The sequence below is a fragment of the Xenorhabdus koppenhoeferi genome (assembly GCF_900116635.1).
GTDB classification, from domain to species: Bacteria; Pseudomonadota; Gammaproteobacteria; order Enterobacterales; family Enterobacteriaceae; genus Xenorhabdus; species Xenorhabdus koppenhoeferi.
The window spans coordinates 26,552-48,396 of record NZ_FPBJ01000003.1 but is presented as its reverse complement, the minus strand read 5'-3'; the positions used below and the strand labels follow the sequence as shown (position 1 = coordinate 48,396).

The following is a 21,845-nucleotide window of genomic DNA, read 5'->3' as shown; positions in this document are numbered from 1 at the left end:
TCGTTTTCACCGGAACAGAAAGGTGTTATATGTCAAAAAGTTAACTAATAGATTAGCCTTGGTGAAATAAAAATCAAATAACCAGGGTGGTTTTGTGAATGCAACGTAAAACGTAAATAGAAAGCTGGCCTGTATTTAAAATTGAATGTTTTTAATACTGTCTAGTCCTGATATACGTTGATACTTATTTTAGGATGGGACAACAAAAACAAAAAAGCCTGAACATATGTTCAGGCTTTTTTATAGAATATGGCGGTGAGGGAGGGATTCGAACCCTCGATACGTTTTCACGTATACACACTTTCCAGGCGTGCTCCTTCAGCCTCTCGGACACCTCACCATTTTTGTTGCTACAGGAATCCAGATTGTGTTCACTGTTGCAACGGGGCGCTACTATAGGGAAAAGCAGGGCGGGCGTCAACATGCTTATAAGTATTTTTTCTGGCTTTTTGACTGATTAGACAAATAAAAAACAATTTGTGCGCTTGGCAATCAATTACGCAAGGGAACCCTCTTTTTTTGCAACGAATCATGAAAAATGTGTTAACCAGATAACATTATCAATATTTTCATTCACTCCTTTACATCAGAGACTTGCAACCTCCAGGCAATAGGTTGACTCTATCAGAAAAACAAAAAGGAATGAGATTTTATGAACATCATTTTCTTCCACCCTTATTTTAATGCTGATGAATGGATTCAGGGGATACAGGCTAGGTTACCTGAAGCTAAAGTTCGGCAATGGGTTCATGGTGATAATGCTCCTGCCGATTACGCTTTAGTTTGGCTTCCTCCTTATGAAATGTTGGCTAATCATCAGGAGATAAAAGGTCTATTTGTACTCGGGGCGGGTGTGGATTCCGTTCTCAGGCAAGAGTTGAAAAAACCCGGCACACTGCCTGCGGGTGTTCCGCTGATACGTCTTGAAGATACCGGAATGGCGCAGCAGATGCAGGAATATGCGATGACTTCAGTCTTACACTATTTCCGTCGCATGGATGAATATAAGCAGTATCAGGAACAGCGTTTTTGGAAACCTTTGGCTCGACACAATAGAAAGGATTTTGTTATTGGTGTCTTGGGTGCCGGCGTTTTAGGGCGCAGCGTTATCGAAAAACTGAGGGAGTTTGATTTTCATGTGCGTTGTTGGAGCAGAACGCCAAAACAAATTGATAACGTCGAAAGTTTTTACGGAAAAGAGCAATTGGGCGATTTTCTTTCTGAATGTAAGGTACTGATTAATATCCTGCCAGATACAGCGGAAACTCGCGGTATTCTTAATCTTTCACTATTCAGTCAGTTAAAATCGGATTCATATGTAATCAATATTGCACGTGGTGCTCAACTCGTCGAGCAGGATTTGCTGGTTGCAATTGATAAAGCTTATGTTGCTGGTGCGACCCTTGATGTCTTTGTAGAAGAACCATTATCAAATTTACATCCTTTCTGGACTCATCCTCGCATTAATATAACTCCGCATATTGCAGCAAATACCATTCCTGATGAGGCTATGGATGCTATTTGCGAAAATATCCGACGGATGGAAAATGGTAAGCAACCTTTTGGTCTCGTTGATATTAACAGCGGTTATTAACAAGCTGCTTTACAGCAAGGCAGACGATTAGGGACAATAACTGAATTCATTATTTAGGTAAGTTATTGGGATTGGATGAAGTTATGAACGAGTTTTCTATTGTTTGTCGTATTTTAGGAACGTTATTTAATCGGGCACCACAAGATCCTGTTCTGCAACCTCTCATTACCATGATTGCAGATGGAAAATTGAAACAAGCATGGCCTTTGGTGCAGGATGAGTTATTGGAGCGATTGCAGCAAAACAGTGAATTGTCGGTTATCGAAGCGGATTATCACGCCCTGTTTACCGGAGAGTCAGCAAGTGTTGCAGCTTGCCGAACTGATTATACGGATGAAAAAGAAAGTGAAGTGCGTCAGTTTTTAGCAGGGCGGGGTATGCCCTTGTCTGATGCACCGGCTGATCAATTTGGCTCTTTGTTGTTGGCTGCGTCATGGTTGGAAGATCAGGCAGCAGAAGATGAAGTTCAGGCCCAAATTACTTTGTTTGATGAATATTTACTGCCTTGGTGCGGAAAGTTTCTCGGTAAAGTGGAAGCTTATGCAACTAGCAGTTTTTATCGAACATTGGCAATTGTTACCCGTGAAGCACTGCAAGCGTTGCGTGAAGAATTTGAATCTGAGTGACAATGTCACTTTATCAGGCTGGTAACTATACCCATTGGATTTCAAGATGCAGCGCGACGGCAAGGGAATGACAAATTCGTCGGGAACGAATTTGCCCAGCCAAAGGCTGGCCACCGGTGAAAGGCAGGAGCCTTTCATTAATCCCCTGGAGCATAGATAACTATGTGACCGGGGTGAGTGAGCGCAGCCAACAAAGCTGCAACTTGAAAGACGACAGGTATATTTAAATAGACGAGATTATTGGTAGATTGTGGATCAAATAAGGGCCAATTATAGTTAATAACAGGTCCTTATTATTTCATTGACAATAAAAATTATTTATCAGCCAAGCCAATAACTAATTTACCCGGTTTAACTGCCAAACCTTTGGCTAATTTTGATGCGGCTGCTTCAGTCTTGCTTTTTTCTGGATTTAAGACATAAACAGGATGAGTGTCAAAAAATTCACTCAAAGAAGTATTCAGATAAGGAATTAACACCTTAATCGGAGCGGCGACTTTTTCTGGTGTTGTCTGGTAGTCCACGATTTCCAGTCCCTTAATGAAAATCGCACCTTTTTCTGCATCAAATATCGGCTTAGCTCTGATAGTAAGTTTCATATCAGCCTGGACATTACCCAATAAAGTGATTAGCTAAATTTTTGCCTGACTGGACAGTTCAATTTTTTCTGGATCTTTGCGGCCGACCTGACTGGTTAAATCCCCTAGTGTAATATTGGCTTTGGCTGCACCCGCAAGGCTAATTTGCTTCTGATAATGAACTCTTTTTAATAAATATTCATTGAGTAAGCCTTCATTGATGCTGAATTCTTTGAATTGGTCACAGCCACTGACTAACCCTACCAGTACCAATACTACTCCTAATAAAAACTGTCTCATGTTGTCTCCTTTTATTTTCAACGGGCAGATTTTACACTATTTATTACATGATGAACGTATTACATGATTTATGTATTACATGGTTAAGGTTGACTCATTATGATGGGTTCAATTTTTTTCCGATTGAATTGACGATGAAGAGCATAAATAGTAATTAATCCTGTCAAACCCAGTAAAATCCATGGTAATTGTGGCATATTCAAGGTTTTTCCTGTGTCATAAAGCCATCCGCCGCCGGTATAGCCCAATGCACCTCCCAGCGCCAGCCCCAGTCGACTGAACCCCATATAGCTACCACGAGCCCGTGGATCAGCCAGTGAAGCACTGAGTGTTTCACGTGCAGGTTCTGCTGTCACTATGCCCAGATAGAACAGACAAATCAGGCCAAACAAGAGATGCAGTTGATCTGCCCAACCAATTGGGAACATACAGAGGCTCATTAAAAACAGCCCGGCCATCAGGCGTTGTTCCTGTCGAAAATATTTTTCACTCCAGCGGGCAATAGGATAAAGCAATGTCAGAGAAATCACAGCTTCAATGGCATACATCCACTTAACGGCAGTATGTGTGCCGGAAATTTCATGGATAATAATCGGAAACATTAACATGACTTGTACCGACAGAATAAAATAACCAGTCAATGTCAGCACATAGTAAAAGAACCGACGATCTTTAATGACTCGGTTTATACCCTCTTTGATGGGGGTTCGGGTTGTCGATATGCGATATGCAGGCAAAAACCATGCATTAAATAGTGCCGCCAGTATAAAAATTATTGCTCCAATCCAGCAGACAACATCAAAATTATATTGCAGCAACCAACTTCCTAGCAGAGCACCGACTACAGCTCCTGCGCTATCTTGCATTAATAATAATGAATAAAAGCGACCGCGCTCATGGGGGCGGGTTAACTTGATTACCAGCGCTGCCCGTGGGGGATCGAACAGCGTTCCGCCCAATGCTGATAAAACACAGGAAAGGATTAGTATCCAAGGCTCGGAAGCCATTGCCATCATGGCGAAACCTGATGCACGCAATAACATACCGATAACAATCATTGGCTTGGCACCGAATTTGTCTGCAATAGCCCCGCCAAAAATGCCAAGCCCTTGCTGTACAAATTGGCGCATACCCAGTGCAAAGCCGACAATGACGGCAGCCCAGCCAAGTTGTTCGACGAAACGAATTGAAATTAAGGGAAAAACAACGAAAAATCCCAGAACAACTAATAAATTGTCGAATAAAAGAAAATATTTACCCAAGCTACGAGCTTGTGAAACTAATGACATTTCGCACCATCAGAATATGAAAAAATAAATATAATTTTTTGTTATTCTGGACTGAATTTTATCCTTAAGGTAGAGGATTATAGATGATATTTTTTTATCGTGAGACGGTGATAAAAACTCTTATAAGAGCTAAATTATTGAGCATTTTTTCAAGGTAAAAGATTGGGAGAAGGCATGTTTGGTTATCGTTCTGCATCGCCTAAGATTCGCTTTATTACTGATAGGATGATCGTTCGTTTGATATATGAACGTGATGCCTATAGATTGGCTGAATATTATGCGGAAAATAAAGATTTTCTTAAACCATGGGAACCCACAAGGGATGGTAGTTTTTATCAACCTTCAGGATGGTCAAATAGATTGAGTTATCTTGCCGAGCTGCAAAGGCAAGAGGCTGCATTTAATTTTTTACTGTTAGACCCTGATGAAAATGAGGTGATAGGGGTTGCCAATTTCACGAATGTTGTGCGTGGAGCATTTTATTCTTGTTATCTGGGTTACTCTTTGGGCGAAAAACGGCAGGGACAGGGTTTGATGTATGAAGCATTGCAACCTGCCATTCGTTACGTGCAGTGCCACCAGAAAATGCACCGGATTATGGCCAACTATATGCCACATAATCATCGCAGTGGAAATCTCCTCAAGAAACTAGGGTTTGAACGGGAAGGTTATGCCAAGAATTATTTGATGATTGATGGTATCTGGCAAGACCATGTACTGACATCATTGACTGATGATATGTGGGGAAAGACGGGTTTATAAGTTTGTAGCTTATGAAACTATAGTTATATAACCAATGTATACACTTCGTCTTTCAAACTGCCTCTTTGTTGGCTGCGCTCGCTCACCCCGGTCACATAGTTATCTATGCTCCCGGGGATTTGCTCTCTTGCCGTCGCGATGCAACTTGAAATCCATTGTGTATAGACATAATTTTTGTCTGTTAGACTTGAAACACGGCTGCTATCTCACCGGAATGTTTTATCTACCACGTTTATGACATCTTGATGATAGCTTTACATCTTTTATGTTCATTGCATAAAAATCACTTTTTAGAATAACACCATGAATTTACTTAAATCACTGGCAGCGGTTAGCTCAATGACGATGTTTTCGCGCGTTCTGGGCTTTATTCGAGATGCTATCATTGCCCGCATATTTGGTGCTGGTGTAGCGACAGATGCTTTTTTTGTTGCGTTCAAGTTGCCGAACTTGTTGCGCCGTATTTTTGCTGAGGGCGCTTTTTCTCAAGCGTTTGTGCCTATTCTGGCTGAATACAAAAATCAGCAGGGAGATGAAGCAACACGTACGTTTATTGCATATGTATCAGGGATGCTGACACTGATTCTGGCGATAGTCACAATAATCGGGGTGATTGCTGCACCTTGGGTTATCTATGTGACGGCTCCGGGGTTCACGGATACACCGGATAAATTTGCTTTAACCCGTGATTTGCTGAGAATTACCTTTCCCTACATTTTTTTGATCTCTTTGGCATCTTTGGCAGGAGCAATCCTCAATACATGGAATCGGTTTTCTGTCCCCGCTTTTGCACCAACGTTGCTTAATATCAGTATGATCGCCTTCTCACTGTTTGTTGCACCTTACTGTAATCCGCCGGTCATGGCATTGGGTTGGGCGGTCATTGCCGGTGGGGTTTTGCAACTGGCTTACCAGCTTCCTCATTTGAAAAAAATAGGTATGCTGGTATTACCACGGATTTCTTTTCGTGACAGCAGTGTATGGCGCGTTATACGCCAGATGGGACCGGCTATCTTAGGGGTTTCTGTTAGCCAGATTTCCTTGATCATCAATACTATTTTTGCTTCATTTCTGGTTTCAGGTTCAGTTTCATGGATGTATTATGCCGACCGTTTAATGGAATTGCCTTCTGGAGTCTTGGGGGTAGCATTAGGAACGATCTTGCTGCCTTCACTGGCAAAAAGTTTTTCCAGTGGAAATCATGAAGAATATAGAAAATTAATGGATTGGGGGTTGCGTCTCTGCTTTCTTTTGGCATTACCTTGTGCCGTAGCATTAGGTATTTTGGCGGAACCATTAACTGTATCACTCTTTCAATACGGCAATTTTTCTGCCTTTGATGCAGAAATGACTCAGCGGGCATTAATCGCTTACTGCTTTGGATTAATGGGATTGATTGTTGTTAAAGTTCTGGCGCCGGGTTTCTATTCTCGCCGGGATATAAAAACGCCGGTTAAGATTGCGATTGCAACCCTGATTTTGACTCAGTTAATGAACCTTGTTTTTGTTGGCCCATTAAAGCATGCAGGGCTGGCGCTTTCTATCGGTCTGGCTGCCTGTTTTAATGCCGCTCTGCTTTATTGGCAATTATGTAAACGTGAGATCTTTAAACCATTGGCAGGGTGGAGTGAATTTCTGCTGAAATTGGTTGTGGCGATATTGGTTATGGTCGGCGTATTACTGACGGTATTGTGGTTTATGCCAGCGTGGGAGCAGGGCAATATGGCAATGCGCCTGCTACGATTAATGGGCGTTGTGATTGCTGGCGCGGGTAGTTATTTTGCTGCATTGGCTTTGATGGGTTTTCGATTTAAAGATTTTGCTCTTCGGGGAATGAACTAATTATTTATCTGATCAAACCTTTGTTAAATGCCGCCCAATTATTTATTGGAAATACAAAAAGAGGGAGAAAATATTGGGTAGGCAGGAAAACTGGCATGAAAAAATCATGCCAGTTTTAGCAAAAGGTTATTACATCCGTTCTACAGTCTGAATACCCAAAGTATCAAGACCTTGTTTCAAGGTTTTTGCCGTCAGAAGAGCCAATTTCAGACGGCTTTGGCGCACTTCTTCGTTGTCTGCATTCAGGATTGGGCAATGTTCGTAGAAACCAGAGAACAAGCCAGCCAAATCATACAGGTAAGCACACATTACGTGAGGTGTACCTTCGCGGGCAACAGTCGTGATCGTTTCTTCAAATTGCAACAAACGGGTTGCCAGAGCTTGCTCACGCTCTTCGTTCAAAATGACTGGTTGTGTCAGACTGCTTTCATCAATTTCTGCACGTTTGAAGATAGAGTTTACGCGGGTATAGGCATATTGCATATAAGGTGCGGTATTGCCTTCAAATGCGAGCATGTTGTCCCAGTCAAAAACGTAGTCTGTGGTACGGCTTTTGGAAAGATCTGCATATTTCACCGCACCAATACCAACAGCTTGAACGACTTTTTTCAGTTCATCTTCAGGCATATCCGGGTTTTTCTCACGGATCAGGGTATGCGCACGTTCAATGGCTTCATCCAATAAATCAGACAACTTTACTGTACCGCCGGCGCGGGTTTTGAAAGGTTTGCCATCTTTGCCTAACATCATGCCGAACATATGGTGCTCAAGCGACATAGATTCAGGAATGTAACCGGCTTTGCGAACAATCGTCCATGCCTGCATTAAATGTTGATGCTGGCGTGAATCGATATAATAAAGGACGCGGTCGGCATGCAGAACTTCATGGCGGTATTTGGCACAAGCGATATCTGTTGTAGTGTAAAGGTAGCCACCATCTTTTTTCTGGATGATAACTCCCATCGGTTCGCCTTCTTTATTCCTGAATTCATCAAGATAGACCACGGTAGCGCCGTCGCTTTCAACAGCAAGGCCTTTCTGTTTCAGATCTGCAACGACACCTGGCAGCATATCGTTATACAAACTTTCACCCATAATATTTTTTTCAGTCAGGGTGACATTCAGGCGATTATAGGTTTCCTGATTTTGTGACATGGTGATATCAACCAGCTTGCGCCACATTGCACGGCAATATTCATCACCACCTTGCAGTTTTACTACGTAATTACGGGCGCGAACGGCAAACTCTTCGTTCTCATCGTAAGTCTTCTTGGCTTCACGGTAGAATTCTTCTAAATCTGCGAGAGCCATATCGCTGGCGTTTTCATTCTGGACTTTTTCCAGATAGGCGATCAGCATACCAAATTGAGTTCCCCAATCACCAAGGTGGTTGGCGCGAATAACGTTGTGACCCAGAAATTCAAGGGTGCGTACCACCGCATCGCCAATGATAGTAGAACGAATGTGGCCAATGTGCATTTGCTTGGCAACATTCGGTGCAGAATAATCGATAACAATAGTTTGAGATTCGACTGGAGCGATACCCAGTTTTTCGTCTTTCAGCGCTGATTCAACATTGGCCGAAATCCAGCTTTTATCCAGAAAAATATTGATAAAGCCCGGCCCTGCAATTTCAACTTTGCTGGCAATTCCTTGCAGATCCAGCAAACTAACGACTTTTTCTGCCAGTTGTCGGGGTTGCATGCCCACTTTTTTAGCTGCCGCCATGACACCATTCGCTTGGTAGTCACCAAACTGAGTTTTTGCAGATTGACGGACGTGAGCTTCGCTGTCGGCCGGAGCACCAGCTGCAATCAATGCGTGGCTGATTTTTTCTGAAAGAATGACCTGAATATTCACCGTGTTACCTTAAGTTACGCACGAAAATTGCTGCATTTGAATTATGCACATGCTTTCGCACGCGTGGGTTATGAGAAAATAACGGGGTTTATATCATATTCAGTATCCTGCATGCTACTATCAGCCGCTGGTGGTGGTATTACTTTATTAATGGACGGCCAATCTGTTTGTTTGAATTGGAACAACCAATAAGATCTCGAGTTGCAGAATAGCCAATCAATAAGGGGCAATAAATCAGCCGTTTAAAAAAGGAAGGGTATAAATGGTCTATTGCGAAGCTATAATGAAATGAGGGGCTTTTAATGATAAAGCTGGAAATTTGCTGTTACAGCGTAAATTGTGCTTTGATTGCGCAAAAAGCAGGCGCTGATCGCATTGAATTGTGTGCAAGCCCGCCGGAAGGTGGTTTGACCCCTAGCTCAGGAGCATTGCGGCAAGCTATACAGCAGATATCTATTCCTGTACATCCGATTGTGCGGCCAAGATGGGGCGATTTCTGTTACAACAACATTGATTTTGAAGTCATGAAAAATGATGTCGCCTATCTCCGGGATATGGGATTCCCGGGCGTTGTTTTTGGTGTTTTGAATGAAGTGGGCCATATCGATCGACTTCGGATGAGACAATTGATGTCGTTGTCAGGGAATATGGAGGTTACTTTTCATCGGGCTTTTGATATGTGCTTTGATCCACATGTCGCTCTGGAACAACTGACTGAACTCGGTGTAAAGCGTATTTTAACTTCAGGCCAGCAGCAAAATGCTGAAATGGGGTTACCCCTGTTAAAAGAGCTAGTTCAAGCCAGTCAGGGACCCATTATTATGCCGGGTGCGGGAGTCAGGGTAAGTAACGTCAGTAAATTTCTGGAATTTGGTATGACGGAAGTTCACAGTTCGGCAGGTCAACTTAAGCCTTCTTCGATGAAATACCGGAAAGCTGGGGTAACGATGAGTTCAGATGATTGCGATGTCGATGAATATTCTCACTATTGTGTTGATGGTCAGCTAGTTGAGTCTATGAAGGGAGTGATTAGCTTAATTCAACGGAAAAGATAGCATTTATCCCGTTCGTTTTCAGGCTGTAGTTTGAGGACTACGGGATACGGTTTTATTTGGGGTAGTTCCTGAGGATGTGAACTGCCAAAATGGGCAGTTCACAATCAATATCATGGTATCATGGCTTGCGGGCAATAAGGACAGCACGCAGTGGCGCAGGGTAGCCTTCAACTGTTTTATTCTGATCGTCAGGGTCAAGGAAATCAGTTAGCGATTCAGTTTTCATCCATTCTGTCTGACGTTGTTCATCTGGTGTCGTGAGCGCCTGATCGACAATCCTTACATCTACAAAACCACATTTTTCCAACCAGATTTTCAGCATTTGAGCTGATGGAATAAAGTAGACATTCCGCATTTGTGCATAACGCTCACCGGGAATGAGGCATTGGTATTCATCACCTTCGATCACTAAACTTTCTAAAATGAGTTCACCACCGGAGAGTAGTTGGTTTTTCAGTTGCCATAGGTGATCGAGTGGAGAACGGCGATGATAGAGCACTCCCATTGAAAATACAGTATCAAAGGCTTTTAGTTCCGGTAATTGTTCAATACCCAAGGGCAGAAGATGTGCGCGTTGGTCATTACCCAGCAATTTTCTGACGGCTTCAAATTGACAAAGAAAGAGTTGGGTTGGATCGATGCCAACAACTAACTGTGCACCTTCACCCACCATGCGCCACATGTGGTAGCCGCTGCCACAGCCGACATCAAGTACAGTTTTGTCTTTTAAAGGTGAAATATGGGGCAGGACCCGATCCCATTTCAAATCAGAGCGCCATTCGGTATCAATTTCAACGCCATACAGAGAAAAAGGCCCTTTACGCCAGGGCATAAATATTTTCAGGACATTGTGAATACGGGCTTTTTCACCGTTTGCCAGTTCTGGTTCATGGAGAGCGATGACACCATTTTTCAGATCGATCTGAGTCGGTTTAATTTCAGGCAATCTTTCTAGCACTTTTATCCATGAACTGAACTGACCGTGCAATGAAGCTTTTTGCCAATGGTTTAATTGTGCAGGCAGACATTCCAGCCAATGATTCAGGTGGTTTTTGGCAATCAATTGATAAAAGTTACCGAAATCGATCATTGTTCAGTCCCTTTTATTGCCAGTAATGAACCAAAATTAAAGCATTGGAACCAGACTTCAACATGCTGGAATCCGGCTTTTTTGAGACGTGCTTTATGGGTTTCAACGGAATCTGTCCGCATAACGTTTTCCAGCATACTGCGTTTTTGACTGACCTCCAGTTCGCTGTAACCGTTGGCTCGTTTGAAATCATAATGCATATTGAACAGTAATTCGCCAATGTGCTCATCTTCAAAATTAAATTTTTCAGACAGAACCAGAACACCTCCGGGCTTTAATCCTGCATAAATATTATCCAACATTTTTTGGCGATCATCAGGATGCAAGAATTGTAATGTGAAATTCAGCACAACTACGGATGCATTTTTAATGTCGGTATCAAGAATGTTTTGTTCGATTACCTCAACGGGGATTCTGGCCTTGAAAGAGTCAATATGACGGCGGCAACGTTCTATCATTGCCGGCGAATTATCGACTGCGATAATACGGCAACCATTTGTATGGCTGTCTGGATTATCATTGGTACTGATAGCACGGCGGATAGATAACGTGGCTGCACCAAGTGAACAGCCGAGATCATAAATTTGACTGTTTGGCGTGACAAAACGATCTGCCAGCATACCTATCATGGAAATGATATTGGAATAACCGGGAATGGAGCGTTTCACCATATCAGGAAAGACTTCGGCTACACGTTCGCCGAAACTCCAGTCACCTAAATTGGCAATGGGAGTGGATAACAGGCTATCCCGTTGATTATGAGGATCTTGATTTGACATAACAGCATTGATTTTGGAAACAATAAGAAGTGGCTATTCTAGCAGAATGCAGGATGCAGAAAAGGACAGAAAGAAGGGATCAGCAGAAACCCACTGGCGGCAGTAATACCGCCTTGGGTAATGATAGGTTGGCATTGATATGTATGGCTTATACACTTTATCTGGAATCAATGAGATACAGGTGCATATATGGTGAGCCAGGTATTAGGAATATAGAGAGAAGATTTGCTCCCACGGCAAATAATAAATGTTGGTGATAATCATTATTATCATTGAGATATATGTTGCGGCCATGCCCATACGCCGCCAGTGTATTTCGCGATGACGCAGGCCAAAGCAGTGCAAAACTCTACCTGAAAGCAGCACCAATCCACAAATATGTAGCATCCAGACGGCTGCTCCATTCATCTCCATCATGATCAATAACAGCATTGAAATTGGGATATATTCAACAGCATTACCATGAACCCGGATGGCTGTTTGCAATTCGTAAAAACCGCCATCACCATAGGCTATCCGATATTGCGTTCTTAATTTGACTACATCCAGAGACAGCTTAATCAATAATAGTGCGCCCAATACAATATAAAGCGAGCTAACCATTTTTAACTCCATTGCCTAATCCAAAAACGGCCAGATGATGATAAACCTCAAAAAGAAAACTGTCGCTATAAATCATAGTATTTAATAATAAATGCGATGAATGTTATCTGGTAGCAAAAAATTGTCTTAGTAAGAACGATGTTATAGCCTTATCTCCGGTCAGAATTTCCAGTATAATGTCTGCCTTTTTTTGACAATTCTTCCTAAAAAGAACAATGCCAAAATTTCCGCAGCAGAAAGCATAACGAGCTGAGTAAAAGGATATTGTATGCGTACTAATTATTGTGGGCAGTTGAGCCGATCCCATGAAGGCCAAAAAGTGACCCTTTGTGGGTGGGTAAACCGTCGTCGTGATTTGGGTGGTTTGATCTTTATTGATATGCGAGATCGTGAAGGTATCGTTCAGGTATTCTTTGACCCAGACCAAAAAGAGGCCTTTGCTCAGGCTTCTGAACTGCGTAATGAATTTTGTATTCAAATTACCGGGATTGTGCGTGCACGTCCTGATAGCCAAATCAATAAAGAAATGGCAACTGGCGAAGTTGAAATTTTCGCGGAAAATCTGACGATTTTCAATCGCTCAGAGCCATTGCCACTGGATAGCAATCAAAACAACAGCGAAGAACAGCGTCTGAAGTATCGCTATCTCGACCTGCGTCGTCCAGAAATGTCACAGCGTTTGAAGACTAGGGCAAAAATCACCAGTTTTGTCCGTCGTTTCATGGATGATGCCGGTTTCCTTGATGTAGAAACGCCAATGCTGACCAAGGCAACACCAGAAGGTGCCCGTGACTATTTAGTGCCAAGCCGTGTCCATAAAGGTGAGTTTTATGCATTGCCGCAGTCTCCGCAGCTTTTCAAACAATTACTGATGATGTCCGGTTTTGACCGTTATTACCAGATTGTGAAATGTTTCCGTGATGAAGACCTGCGTGCAGATCGTCAACCAGAATTCACTCAAATCGACATCGAAACCTCGTTTATGACGGCCGAACAAGTTCGCAAAATTATGGAAAAAATGATCTGTGAACTGTGGCAGGAAGTGCGGGGTGTTGATTTGGGAAATTTCCCAATCATGACATTCGAAGAGGCCATACGTCGCTTCGGTTCGGATAAACCAGACCTGCGTAACCCATTGGAACTGGTGGATGTTGCAGATCTGGTTAAAGATGTTGAGTTTTCTGTTTTCGCAGAACCGGCAAACAATCCAAAAGGCCGCGTCGCCACCATTTGTGTTCCGGGTGGTGCAGAATTAAGCCGTAAGCAGATTGATGAATATGGCAAATTTGTTGGTATCTATGGTGCGAAAGGGCTGGCATGGATGAAAGTTAACAACCGTGCTCTCGGTCTGGAAGGAGTACAAAGCCCGGTTGCCAAATTCCTGTCCGCTGAGGTGGTTGAAGGTTTATTGTCCCGCACAAATGCACAGGATGGAGATATTCTGTTCTTCGGTGCTGACAAGAAAAATGTGGTTACCGATGCAATGGGCGCATTGCGTCTGAAACTGGGTCGTGATCTGAACATTACAGATCTGGCAAGTTGGAAACCACTCTGGGTCGTTGATTTTCCAATGTTTGAAGACAATGGAGAAGGTGGTTTGACGGCAATGCACCACCCATTTACATCTCCGTGTGATATGTCGGCCCCTGAATTGGAAAACAACCCAGAATCAGCTATTGCGAACGCTTATGATATGGTTATCAATGGCTACGAAGTAGGTGGTGGCTCTGTTCGTATTCATCGCAATGAAATGCAGCAGACAGTATTCCGAATTCTGGGTATCAACGAGCAGGAGCAACAGGAAAAATTCGGTTTCTTGCTGAATGCCCTGAAATATGGCACACCTCCACATGCAGGTTTGGCTTTCGGTCTGGATCGTCTCGTCATGTTGTTGACCAGTACCGATAATATCCGTGATGTAATCGCTTTCCCGAAAACAACAGCAGCGGCATGTCTGATGACTGATGCGCCAAGTTTCGCAAATCCGGCATCACTGGAAGAACTGGCTATTTCAGTTGTTAAAAAAGAGAGCGAATAATGGCTTATAAGTGCCCTGAATCTGTATTGGTTATGATTTACGCTGTTGACAGCAAAAGGGTGCTGATGTTACAGCGACGTGATGATCCCGAATTCTGGCAGTCCGTAACAGGTAGCCTTGAAGAGGGAGAAAAACCGTTGCAAGCGGCGTTGCGTGAAGTTCAGGAAGAGATTGGCATTGATATTACTAAGGAAAATCTTGAGCTGATAGACTGCCAACGCAGTCTCTATTATGAGATTTTCCCGCACTTAAGACATAGATATGCATCAGGAGTGACACGTAATAAAGAACATTGGTTCTCGCTGGCGTTACCAGAAGAGCGAATGATCCTGCTGACTGAACATCTGGCTTATCAATGGCTGGTGGCTGAAGAAGCTGCTGAATTGACCAAGTCATGGAGCAATCGGCAGGCAATTGAAGAATTTGTTATTTAGTCTATTGTTTCCAATAAATTTTAAGGTGCAGTCTATCTACTAAGCTGCAATTTGAAAAATGATGGGTATAGACGTTTTATCGGAGATATTTTCATGGCAGGTCATAGTAAATGGGCCAATACGAAACACCGCAAAGCAGCACAGGATGCAAAACGCGGTAAGATTTTTACCAAAATTATCCGTGAATTGGTGACGGCTGCGCGTCTGGGGGGTGGAGATCCAACTTCTAACCCACGTTTGCGTGCCGCCATTGATAAGGCACTGTCTAATAACATGACTCGCGATACCTTAAATCGCGCGATTGCCCGTGGTGTTGGCAGCGATGATGCAGATAACATGGAAACCATCATTTATGAAGGCTATGGCCCGGGTGGTACAGCGGTGATGGTGGAGTGTCTGAGTGATAACCGCAATCGCACTGTTTCTGAAGTTCGTCATGCGTTCACCAAAACCGGCGGTAACTTGGGTACAGATGGTTCTGTTTCTTATTTGTTCACCAAAAAAGGGGTGATTTCCTATGCTCCGGGCCTGGATGAAGATAGGGTGATGGAAGCAGCATTGGAAGTGGGTGCTGATGATGTTGAAACTTATGATGATGGTGCGATTGACGTCTATACTACACCAGAAACTTTTGGTGACGTGAAGGATGCACTGGATGCAGCGGGTTTCAAATCGGATTGTGCAGAAGTATCTATGATCCCATCCACCAAAGCAGAATTGGATGCAGAAACTGCACCTAAATTACTGCGTCTGATCGATATGCTTGAAGATTCTGACGATGTTCAAGAAGTTTATCATAATGGTGAAATCTCTGATGAAATTGCAGCACTGCTGTAATTAATTTCAGGGTTCACAGCGTAGAGAAAGTGCTTCTAATATCAGAGTACTTTCTCTAACGTTTTATCCCATATCATAGGCATACATCCAGGCGAATAGTTCGATATGGCGATTATTCTTGGTATTGACCCCGGTTCCAGAGTCACAGGGTATGGCGTTATCCGTCAGCAGGGGCGGCAACTTATCTATCTTGGCAGTGGCTGTATTAGAACAAAAGTCGATGATTTACCCAGTCGTTTACAAAGGATCTATGCCGGTATCACCGAAATCATCACACAATTTCAGCCCGGTGCCTTTGCAATCGAGCAGGTTTTTATGGCAAAAAACCCAGATTCAGCTTTGAAATTGGGGCAGGCGCGTGGTGTCGCCATTGTCGCCGCCGCAAACCAATCTATTCCCGTATTTGAATATGCTGCTCGTCAGGTTAAACAAACCGTAGTGGGGACAGGAGCAGCCGAAAAAAGTCAGATCCAGCATATGGTTCGTTCGATGTTGAAATTGTCTGCTAACCCTCAGGCCGATGCTGCTGACGCGTTGGCTATCGCGATTACACATTGCCATCTCAGTCAAAATTTGCTGCAGGTCGGGGATGTGCGATTAAATTTAACGAGGGGCCGTCTGAAATAAACGAGGCTGGATATACGTCCAGCATTTTTTGTGCTATAAGCTAGCGGAACGATTTATTTTTCATTTTCAGGGGGTAAACAGTGATAGGGCGTTTGAGAGGAACCGTGTTGGAAAAACAGCCACCATTGGTGTTACTGGAAACGAATGGTGTCGGTTATGAAGTTCATATGCCAATGACCTGTTTTTATGAACTGCCTGAAATTGGTCAAGAAGCTATTTTATTTACGCAATTTATTGTGCGTGAAGATGCCCAGTTATTATACGGCTTTAATGACAAACAAGAACGCGCTCTTTTTCGTGAATTAATTAAAGTAAATGGTGTTGGGCCGAAATTGGCTCTGGCCATTTTGTCAGGCATGTCTGCCCAGCAATTTGTTACGGCTATTGAACAGGAAGCTATTGCTTCATTGGTTAAATTACCGGGAGTGGGTAAAAAAACCGCTGAAAGGTTGGTGGTCGAAATGAAAGATCGCTTTAAAGGGCTTAATGGCGATCTGTTTAGTCAAAGTAGTGACATTAGTTTGCCTGCTGCTACCAGACAAGCGAATTCTGATGCTGATATTGAAGCAGAAGCTTCCGCAGCACTAGTTTCTCTGGGATACAAACCGCAAGAAGCCAGCCGGATGGTGAGTAAAGTGGCTAAACCGGGTGCAGATTGTGAAACGCTAATTCGTGAAGCGCTTCGTGCAGTTCTATAATCTCGTGCAGTTCTATAATCGCAGGAGTTAAGTGATGATTGAAGCTGACCGTCTGGTTTCAGCAGAAGTTCTGCAAGATGATGAAGCCATTGATCGCGCTATTCGGCCAAAATTTCTATCTGAATATGTTGGGCAGCCTCATGTTTGTGAGCAGATGGAAATTTTTATTCAGGCGGCGCGGCAACGTGGGGATGCACTGGATCATTTATTGATTTTTGGTCCCCCTGGATTGGGCAAAACCACATTGGCAAATATCGTAGCGAATGAAATGGGCGTAAATCTCCGCACAACATCTGGCCCGGTGCTGGAAAAGGCGGGGGATCTCGCTGCCATGCTGACCAACCTGGAACCTCACGATGTTCTATTCATTGATGAAATCCACCGTTTATCGCCGGTTGTTGAAGAGATTCTCTATCCCGCAATGGAAGATTACCAATTGGATATCATGATTGGGGAAGGGCCGGCTGCCCGTTCGATTAAGATTGATCTTCCTCCGTTCACACTGATTGGTGCAACGACCCGTGCCGGTTCCTTAACTTCACCACTGCGTGATCGATTCGGCATTGTGCAACGTCTTGAGTTTTACAATGTTGATGATTTACAGAGTATTGTTTCCCGAAGCGCCCATTATATGGGGTTGAGTGTCTCGGACAATGGAGCAAGACAAATCGCAATGCGTTCACGGGGTACTCCCCGTATAACCAACCGCTTATTACGCCGTGTACGTGATTTTGCTCAGGTCAAGGGCGATGGAACTGTGAATAACGATATTGCGGCTCAGGCTCTTGATATGCTGAATGTGGATTCGGCAGGGTTTGATTATCTTGACCGTAAATTGTTGATTGCCATAATTGATAAGTTTATGGGCGGTCCCGTTGGGGTGGATAACTTGGCGGCGGCGATTGGTGAAGAAAGAGAAACCATAGAAGATGTTTTAGAGCCTTTCTTGATCCAACAAGGATTTATTCAACGCACACCAAGAGGGCGAATTGCAACCAATCATGCTTACCGACATTTTCGGTTAAGTAAAGAGGGCGAATAAGCCATCACCACGGCAATATACCAGTTCAGTTCTTTGAAGTGCTGGCTGGTAGCTATTATGTAAATTTCTTCCGATAGGAGGTCAATGTTAAAATATAATATTCTTTTAAATTTTCTGTTTAATCTTTTTAAGTGGATTATATTTTTTGTATGACTGTTTATTTTTTAGAATAATTTTTATTTTTAATGGATGGATTTATTTTAAATATGTAAAAGCTATGTGGTTTATTTACATTATTATTTTTTACCATTATAACTTCTATCCTTACATTGACTAAGAGATGATTAAAGTACACAGTATCATGTCTTCCTATGAATCAATGTGCAATTTGTGATTATACGTTCAGAACCGACACTGAAACAGTGTTCAGAAGCATATGAGGAAGATGATATGTTTTTAAGTAAAGAATCGTTCAGTCATGAGGAGTGGAATGATCCTAAATTTCAGTTGCGTAACTTAATTAAAACGTCTGAAGGTTTAGAAAAATGGATTGAGTTAACGGATGATGAAAAGAAAGCCATTGAAGCTGTTAAAGGAAAGTACTTATGGCAGAGTACACCTTATTATGCATCTCTGATGGATAAGTATGATGCTAATTGTCCAATTCGATTACAAACAATTCCTCATTTAAGTGAAATGAGAACCGAGGTAAACTCTGATAATGATCCGGTAGGGGATACTTCTAATCTTAAGACAGCCAGAGTTATCCATAAATACCCAAACAGAATTGTTTTACTGGTTTCCGATACTTGTCCTGTTTATTGTCGGCATTGTACACGTAAGTTTCATACAACAGATGTTAATGGCACCTATTTTGGTTCAGATCTCGCCGCATCATATGAAGAAGATTTCGCTTATATTGAGAGTCATCCCGAAATTGACGATGTTCTCCTTACGGGTGGTGATCCTCTAATTCATTATGATAAATTTCTTGAAGCTATTATTAAACGGTTGAGAAGTATCAGTCATATTAATATCATCCGTATTGGAACCCGTTATCCCGTATTTGCTCCCCAGCGAATAACAGAAAAATTTTGCCAGATGCTGGAAAAATATCATCCAATCTGGCTGAATACACATTTCAATCATCCTAAAGAAGTTACTAAAGAAGCGGCCAGGGCCTGTGATCGGTTGCTACGGCATGGTATCCCAGTACAGAATCAGTCTGTTTTGTTAAAAGGCATCAATGATGATGTGGAAACAATGCGATCCTTGCTTAAGGCACTTTTGAGAATCAGGGTTCGTCCTTATTATTTATATCATTGCGATAACGTATCAGGTGTTTCCCATTTCATGACGACCCTGGAGAAAGGGAAGGAAATTATGGATGCGATGATAGGTTTTGAAACTGGTTTTAGTGTACCGCAATATGTTGTGACAACGACATTAGGTAAATTGGCTGTTAATCGGGAATATATCACTGCTCACGAAGATGGTAATATTATTGCTAGGAATTATAAAAAAGAAAATTTAGATATTACCGAATATATCAAACCTCCTTCCGTATTTGACCACTTAGCTGATAAGCATAATAATGAAAAAATAATTCCCTCTAAAAATATCGAGTAGTATTCACATTTTGATAAACAGAGATATTTATAATGATAAACGATAGAAATTTCTTATCGCGTATTTCGGATAGATCAAAAAATATTAATGCTTCAGTCACTGTAGGGCTGGCTGATATTGTCACTAAATTAAAAAATGAAGGCCATGATATTATTGGGTTAAATGAAGGTGAGCTAGATTTTAGTACGGATACTACAATTATAAATGAAACTATTCGTGCATTACTTGAAGGTAAAACCCGTTATAGTTGGCTTAATGGTGAACCAAGATTAAAAGAGGAAATTTGCCGAAAAATATTAGAAGATAATAAAATAAAAGCAACGCCTGAAAATATTATTGTCACTAATGGATCAAAGCAAGTTATTTATGAGATAATCCATTCATTAATTAATTCTGGTGATGAGGTAATTATTCCTGTTCCTTGTTGGGCCACATATTTTGAAGCTGTAAAATTAGCTGGTGGGAAAGCGATTTTAATTGAAAATATTGGTGTGGATCTGAATGTAGAAAAAATTGAACAGGCAATAACGGACAAAACAAAACTAATTATTGTCAATACACCGAATAATCCAACTGGAGCTGTTTACTCGAAATCAGCATTGCAGAAATTGTGTCAATCTGTCAAAGGAAAACAGATTTTCGTGTTATCTGATGAAGCTTATGAACAAATTGTATTTGATACTGAGCATCATAGCTTAGCTGCAATTGACGATAACGAATACATTATAACGGTACAAACATTTTCCAAAAGTTTTGCTATGACGGGATACCGTGTTGGCTATGCGGTTGCTCATCCTGAATTAATCAGCCGGATATCTGATTTGCACGGCCATATGACGGATAATGTTTGCACTTTTTCTCAGTACGGTGCTATTGCAGCACTTGAAATGCCGGCAGATTTATATCAAGAACGGTTAGAACTACTTAAACAACGACGGGATTTATCATACCAGTATGCTCGAGAACTTTTTGAATGTGAGCGACCCAATGGTGCATTTTATCTATTCCCAAATGTCGAAAAATACCTTGATGAACGTTGTCGAAACACCACTCAATTATGTGAATACCTGCTTACTCAGGCCGGGGTTGCTCTGATCCCCTCAGAAGCCTGTCTTTATCATGGACATCTACGTATTTCTTTTGCTGCGTCGATGGAGGCAATTGAACGGGGATTCGAAAGGATCGCGGCTGCATTACGGTAATTTATGGCAATGAGGATTAATAACAATGAACCCATTTGTATATTCAATTGAATTATCAATATCAGAAGTGGATGAGATTCAGTCACTTATCGGGAAACTGCAAGCACGTTATCACTCTACCGATGATCACGATTTTGTCAGTGTTTTGCCAGAATGGGTAGAGTCCTTACCCGCTCGATTGCGCATTGAATTAAAGAAATTCCGTTATCAGGATTATCCTTTGGTGATCATCAAGGGGTACCCTGATATGTCAGAGACAATGGGTGCAACACCAAATCATTGGAAGGATGTTTACAATACGAATAGCCACTATGATTATTATTGTTGTTTGATGTCGAGCTTATGTGGTGATGTGGTTGGTTTTTCTGACTTACAAGAAGGTAAGTTGGTTCAGGAAATATTCCCCATCAAACAGGATGCCAATAAACAATTGGGTACTGGTGCGGTAAATTTATTATTACACACTGAAGATACTTCGTTGGATTATCGTGCGGATTATCTTGGTTTTATGTGTATCCGCAACAATTATCGTATTCCGACCTGTGTATCAGTACCCAATTTTTCCAAACTTAGTGAGAAAACCGTCACTATCCTCAAAAAAAATAAATTCCGTATTTTTAATGATAGACCTTGTCTGTCGAAAGAAGAGCGCGATGAAAATTATACCATTTGTCCCATTCTTACGGGCAGTGGCAATCATATCCATATGCGTTATGACCCACTTTATCTGGATAAAGATGCCTTGAATAATGAAGAGCGTGAGGCTGTGAACGAATTGGAAACCTTAACTGAGGCGACCGTATTTGATTTGGTCTTAAGTCCCGGAGAAATTGCTTTTATTGATAATTACCGCTGTGCTCACGGCCGCAAGGCGTATCAACCTAAATATGATGGCACTGATCGCTGGTTGAAACGCACTCAAATATTAACAAGATTACGTGATTTCAAACATATGATGTTACCCGGTCGCATTAATGTATTGCCTTAAATAGTAATGTATTTGTTTAATTCTTTTTATTT

General features: G+C 42.1%; 19 protein-coding genes, 1 tRNA gene and 1 pseudogene. 14 read left to right on the top strand and 7 right to left on the bottom strand.

Going from position 1 to position 21,845, the window contains the following annotated elements:
* Positions 1–250: 250 nt before the first annotated feature.
* Positions 251–340, bottom strand: a tRNA-Ser gene (locus BM329_RS01590).
* Between the two features lie 312 nt (positions 341–652).
* Between BM329_RS01590 and ghrA the strand changes: the two genes are divergently transcribed.
* Together ghrA and BM329_RS01580 are read left to right on the top strand one after the other, a co-directional pair.
* A complete protein-coding gene (ghrA, locus tag BM329_RS01585; RefSeq protein WP_092547916.1) occupies positions 653–1,594 on the top strand; it encodes a glyoxylate/hydroxypyruvate reductase GhrA in 942 nt (313 codons plus the stop codon).
* Positions 1,595–1,677: 83 nt separating this feature from the next.
* Positions 1,678–2,220 (top strand): TorD/DmsD family molecular chaperone, encoded by a 543-nt coding sequence (locus tag BM329_RS01580; protein ID WP_092547913.1) that lies wholly within the window; start codon positions 1,678–1,680, stop codon positions 2,218–2,220.
* A gap of 314 nt (positions 2,221–2,534) precedes the next feature.
* On the opposite strand, the pseudogene BM329_RS01575 reads toward BM329_RS01580, so the two are convergent.
* Together BM329_RS01575 and mdtH are read right to left on the bottom strand one after the other, a co-directional pair.
* Positions 2,535–3,098, bottom strand: a pseudogene (locus tag BM329_RS01575) (lipoprotein).
* 83 nt (positions 3,099–3,181) lie between these two features.
* Entirely contained in the window at positions 3,182–4,387 is a 1,206-nt protein-coding gene (gene mdtH / locus BM329_RS01570; protein ID WP_092547910.1) for a multidrug efflux MFS transporter MdtH, read from the bottom strand.
* A 174-nt stretch (positions 4,388–4,561) separates the two neighbouring features.
* Here mdtH and rimJ point away from each other — a divergent pair, with 174 nt between their 5' ends.
* Together rimJ and murJ are read left to right on the top strand one after the other, a co-directional pair.
* On the top strand, positions 4,562–5,149 hold the full coding sequence (gene rimJ, locus BM329_RS01565) for a ribosomal protein S5-alanine N-acetyltransferase (protein WP_092547907.1): 588 nt from the start codon (positions 4,562–4,564) through the stop codon (positions 5,147–5,149).
* A gap of 303 nt (positions 5,150–5,452) precedes the next feature.
* The gene (gene murJ, locus BM329_RS01560; RefSeq protein ID WP_092547904.1) at positions 5,453–6,991 is read left to right on the top strand and encodes a murein biosynthesis integral membrane protein MurJ; all 1,539 of its coding nucleotides are present in this window, start codon (positions 5,453–5,455) and stop codon (positions 6,989–6,991) included.
* A 129-nt stretch (positions 6,992–7,120) separates the two neighbouring features.
* Here murJ and argS read toward each other — a convergent pair whose 3' ends face one another.
* A complete protein-coding gene (gene argS, locus BM329_RS01555; RefSeq protein ID WP_092547901.1) occupies positions 7,121–8,851 on the bottom strand; it encodes an arginine--tRNA ligase in 1,731 nt (576 codons plus the stop codon).
* Between the two features lie 302 nt (positions 8,852–9,153).
* Here argS and cutC point away from each other — a divergent pair, with 302 nt between their 5' ends.
* A complete protein-coding gene (gene cutC, locus BM329_RS01550; RefSeq protein WP_092547899.1) occupies positions 9,154–9,906 on the top strand; it encodes a copper homeostasis protein CutC in 753 nt (250 codons plus the stop codon).
* A gap of 118 nt (positions 9,907–10,024) precedes the next feature.
* Here the strand turns inward: cutC and cmoB are convergent, their stop codons facing one another.
* The 3 genes from cmoB to BM329_RS01535 all read right to left on the bottom strand — a co-directional run bounded on the left by cmoB (position 10,025) and on the right by BM329_RS01535 (position 12,378).
* Positions 10,025–10,996 (bottom strand): tRNA 5-methoxyuridine(34)/uridine 5-oxyacetic acid(34) synthase CmoB, encoded by a 972-nt coding sequence (cmoB, locus tag BM329_RS01545; protein ID WP_092547897.1) that lies wholly within the window; start codon positions 10,994–10,996, stop codon positions 10,025–10,027.
* On the bottom strand, positions 10,993–11,775 hold the full coding sequence (gene cmoA, locus BM329_RS01540; protein ID WP_092547895.1) for a carboxy-S-adenosyl-L-methionine synthase CmoA: 783 nt from the start codon (positions 11,773–11,775) through the stop codon (positions 10,993–10,995). Before cmoA ends, cmoB begins: the two co-directional genes overlap by 4 nt.
* Before the next feature lie 204 nt (positions 11,776–11,979).
* On the bottom strand, positions 11,980–12,378 hold the full coding sequence (locus BM329_RS01535; RefSeq protein ID WP_092547893.1) for an MAPEG family protein: 399 nt from the start codon (positions 12,376–12,378) through the stop codon (positions 11,980–11,982).
* A gap of 268 nt (positions 12,379–12,646) precedes the next feature.
* On the opposite strand from BM329_RS01535, the gene aspS reads away from it, so the two are divergent.
* From aspS to BM329_RS01490, 9 genes are all read left to right on the top strand, one after another.
* Positions 12,647–14,416, top strand: a complete 1,770-nt coding sequence (aspS, locus tag BM329_RS01530) for an aspartate--tRNA ligase (protein WP_092547891.1) — start codon at positions 12,647–12,649, stop codon at positions 14,414–14,416.
* Positions 14,416–14,850 (top strand): dihydroneopterin triphosphate diphosphatase, encoded by a 435-nt coding sequence (gene nudB, locus BM329_RS01525; protein ID WP_092547889.1) that lies wholly within the window; start codon positions 14,416–14,418, stop codon positions 14,848–14,850. Before aspS ends, nudB begins: the two co-directional genes overlap by 1 nt.
* A gap of 93 nt (positions 14,851–14,943) precedes the next feature.
* Complete coding sequence (locus BM329_RS01520; RefSeq protein ID WP_092547887.1) at positions 14,944–15,687, top strand: YebC/PmpR family DNA-binding transcriptional regulator; 744 nt, start codon at positions 14,944–14,946, stop codon at positions 15,685–15,687.
* A gap of 105 nt (positions 15,688–15,792) precedes the next feature.
* Entirely contained in the window at positions 15,793–16,314 is a 522-nt protein-coding gene (gene ruvC, locus BM329_RS01515) for a crossover junction endodeoxyribonuclease RuvC (protein WP_092547885.1), read from the top strand.
* A gap of 80 nt (positions 16,315–16,394) precedes the next feature.
* Complete coding sequence (gene ruvA, locus BM329_RS01510) at positions 16,395–17,012, top strand: Holliday junction branch migration protein RuvA (protein WP_092547883.1); 618 nt, start codon at positions 16,395–16,397, stop codon at positions 17,010–17,012.
* Between the two features lie 34 nt (positions 17,013–17,046).
* Complete coding sequence (gene ruvB, locus BM329_RS01505; protein ID WP_092547881.1) at positions 17,047–18,054, top strand: Holliday junction branch migration DNA helicase RuvB; 1,008 nt, start codon at positions 17,047–17,049, stop codon at positions 18,052–18,054.
* Between the two features lie 390 nt (positions 18,055–18,444).
* Complete coding sequence (gene blsG / locus BM329_RS01500; protein WP_092548139.1) at positions 18,445–19,623, top strand: arginine 2,3-aminomutase; 1,179 nt, start codon at positions 18,445–18,447, stop codon at positions 19,621–19,623.
* Between the two features lie 32 nt (positions 19,624–19,655).
* The gene (locus BM329_RS01495; RefSeq protein ID WP_092547878.1) at positions 19,656–20,825 is read left to right on the top strand and encodes a pyridoxal phosphate-dependent aminotransferase; all 1,170 of its coding nucleotides are present in this window, start codon (positions 19,656–19,658) and stop codon (positions 20,823–20,825) included.
* 25 nt (positions 20,826–20,850) lie between these two features.
* Positions 20,851–21,813 (top strand): TauD/TfdA family dioxygenase, encoded by a 963-nt coding sequence (locus BM329_RS01490; protein WP_092547868.1) that lies wholly within the window; start codon positions 20,851–20,853, stop codon positions 21,811–21,813.
* The last annotated feature ends 32 nt before the right edge of the window (positions 21,814–21,845 follow it).

Excerpts from the sequence above, each read along its gene's own strand:
- ruvB (WP_092547881.1), top strand. The coding sequence starts at position 17,047 with ATGATTGAAGCTGACCGTCTGGTTTCAGCAGAAGTTCTGCAAGATGAT.
- BM329_RS01535 (WP_092547893.1), bottom strand. The coding sequence starts at position 12,378 with ATGGTTAGCTCGCTTTATATTGTATTGGGCGCACTATTATTGATTAAG.
- mdtH (WP_092547910.1), bottom strand. The coding sequence starts at position 4,387 with ATGTCATTAGTTTCACAAGCTCGTAGCTTGGGTAAATATTTTCTTTTA.
- murJ (WP_092547904.1), top strand. The coding sequence starts at position 5,453 with ATGAATTTACTTAAATCACTGGCAGCGGTTAGCTCAATGACGATGTTT.
- cmoA (WP_092547895.1), bottom strand. The coding sequence starts at position 11,775 with ATGTCAAATCAAGATCCTCATAATCAACGGGATAGCCTGTTATCCACT.
- aspS (WP_092547891.1), top strand. The coding sequence starts at position 12,647 with ATGCGTACTAATTATTGTGGGCAGTTGAGCCGATCCCATGAAGGCCAA.
- cutC (WP_092547899.1), top strand. The coding sequence starts at position 9,154 with ATGATAAAGCTGGAAATTTGCTGTTACAGCGTAAATTGTGCTTTGATT.
- ghrA (WP_092547916.1), top strand. The coding sequence starts at position 653 with ATGAACATCATTTTCTTCCACCCTTATTTTAATGCTGATGAATGGATT.
- BM329_RS01520 (WP_092547887.1), top strand. The coding sequence starts at position 14,944 with ATGGCAGGTCATAGTAAATGGGCCAATACGAAACACCGCAAAGCAGCA.
- rimJ (WP_092547907.1), top strand. The coding sequence starts at position 4,562 with ATGTTTGGTTATCGTTCTGCATCGCCTAAGATTCGCTTTATTACTGAT.
- BM329_RS01580 (WP_092547913.1), top strand. The coding sequence starts at position 1,678 with ATGAACGAGTTTTCTATTGTTTGTCGTATTTTAGGAACGTTATTTAAT.
- cmoB (WP_092547897.1), bottom strand. The coding sequence starts at position 10,996 with ATGATCGATTTCGGTAACTTTTATCAATTGATTGCCAAAAACCACCTG.
- nudB (WP_092547889.1), top strand. The coding sequence starts at position 14,416 with ATGGCTTATAAGTGCCCTGAATCTGTATTGGTTATGATTTACGCTGTT.
- ruvC (WP_092547885.1), top strand. The coding sequence starts at position 15,793 with ATGGCGATTATTCTTGGTATTGACCCCGGTTCCAGAGTCACAGGGTAT.
- BM329_RS01490 (WP_092547868.1), top strand. The coding sequence starts at position 20,851 with ATGAACCCATTTGTATATTCAATTGAATTATCAATATCAGAAGTGGAT.
- BM329_RS01495 (WP_092547878.1), top strand. The coding sequence starts at position 19,656 with ATGATAAACGATAGAAATTTCTTATCGCGTATTTCGGATAGATCAAAA.
- blsG (WP_092548139.1), top strand. The coding sequence starts at position 18,445 with ATGTTTTTAAGTAAAGAATCGTTCAGTCATGAGGAGTGGAATGATCCT.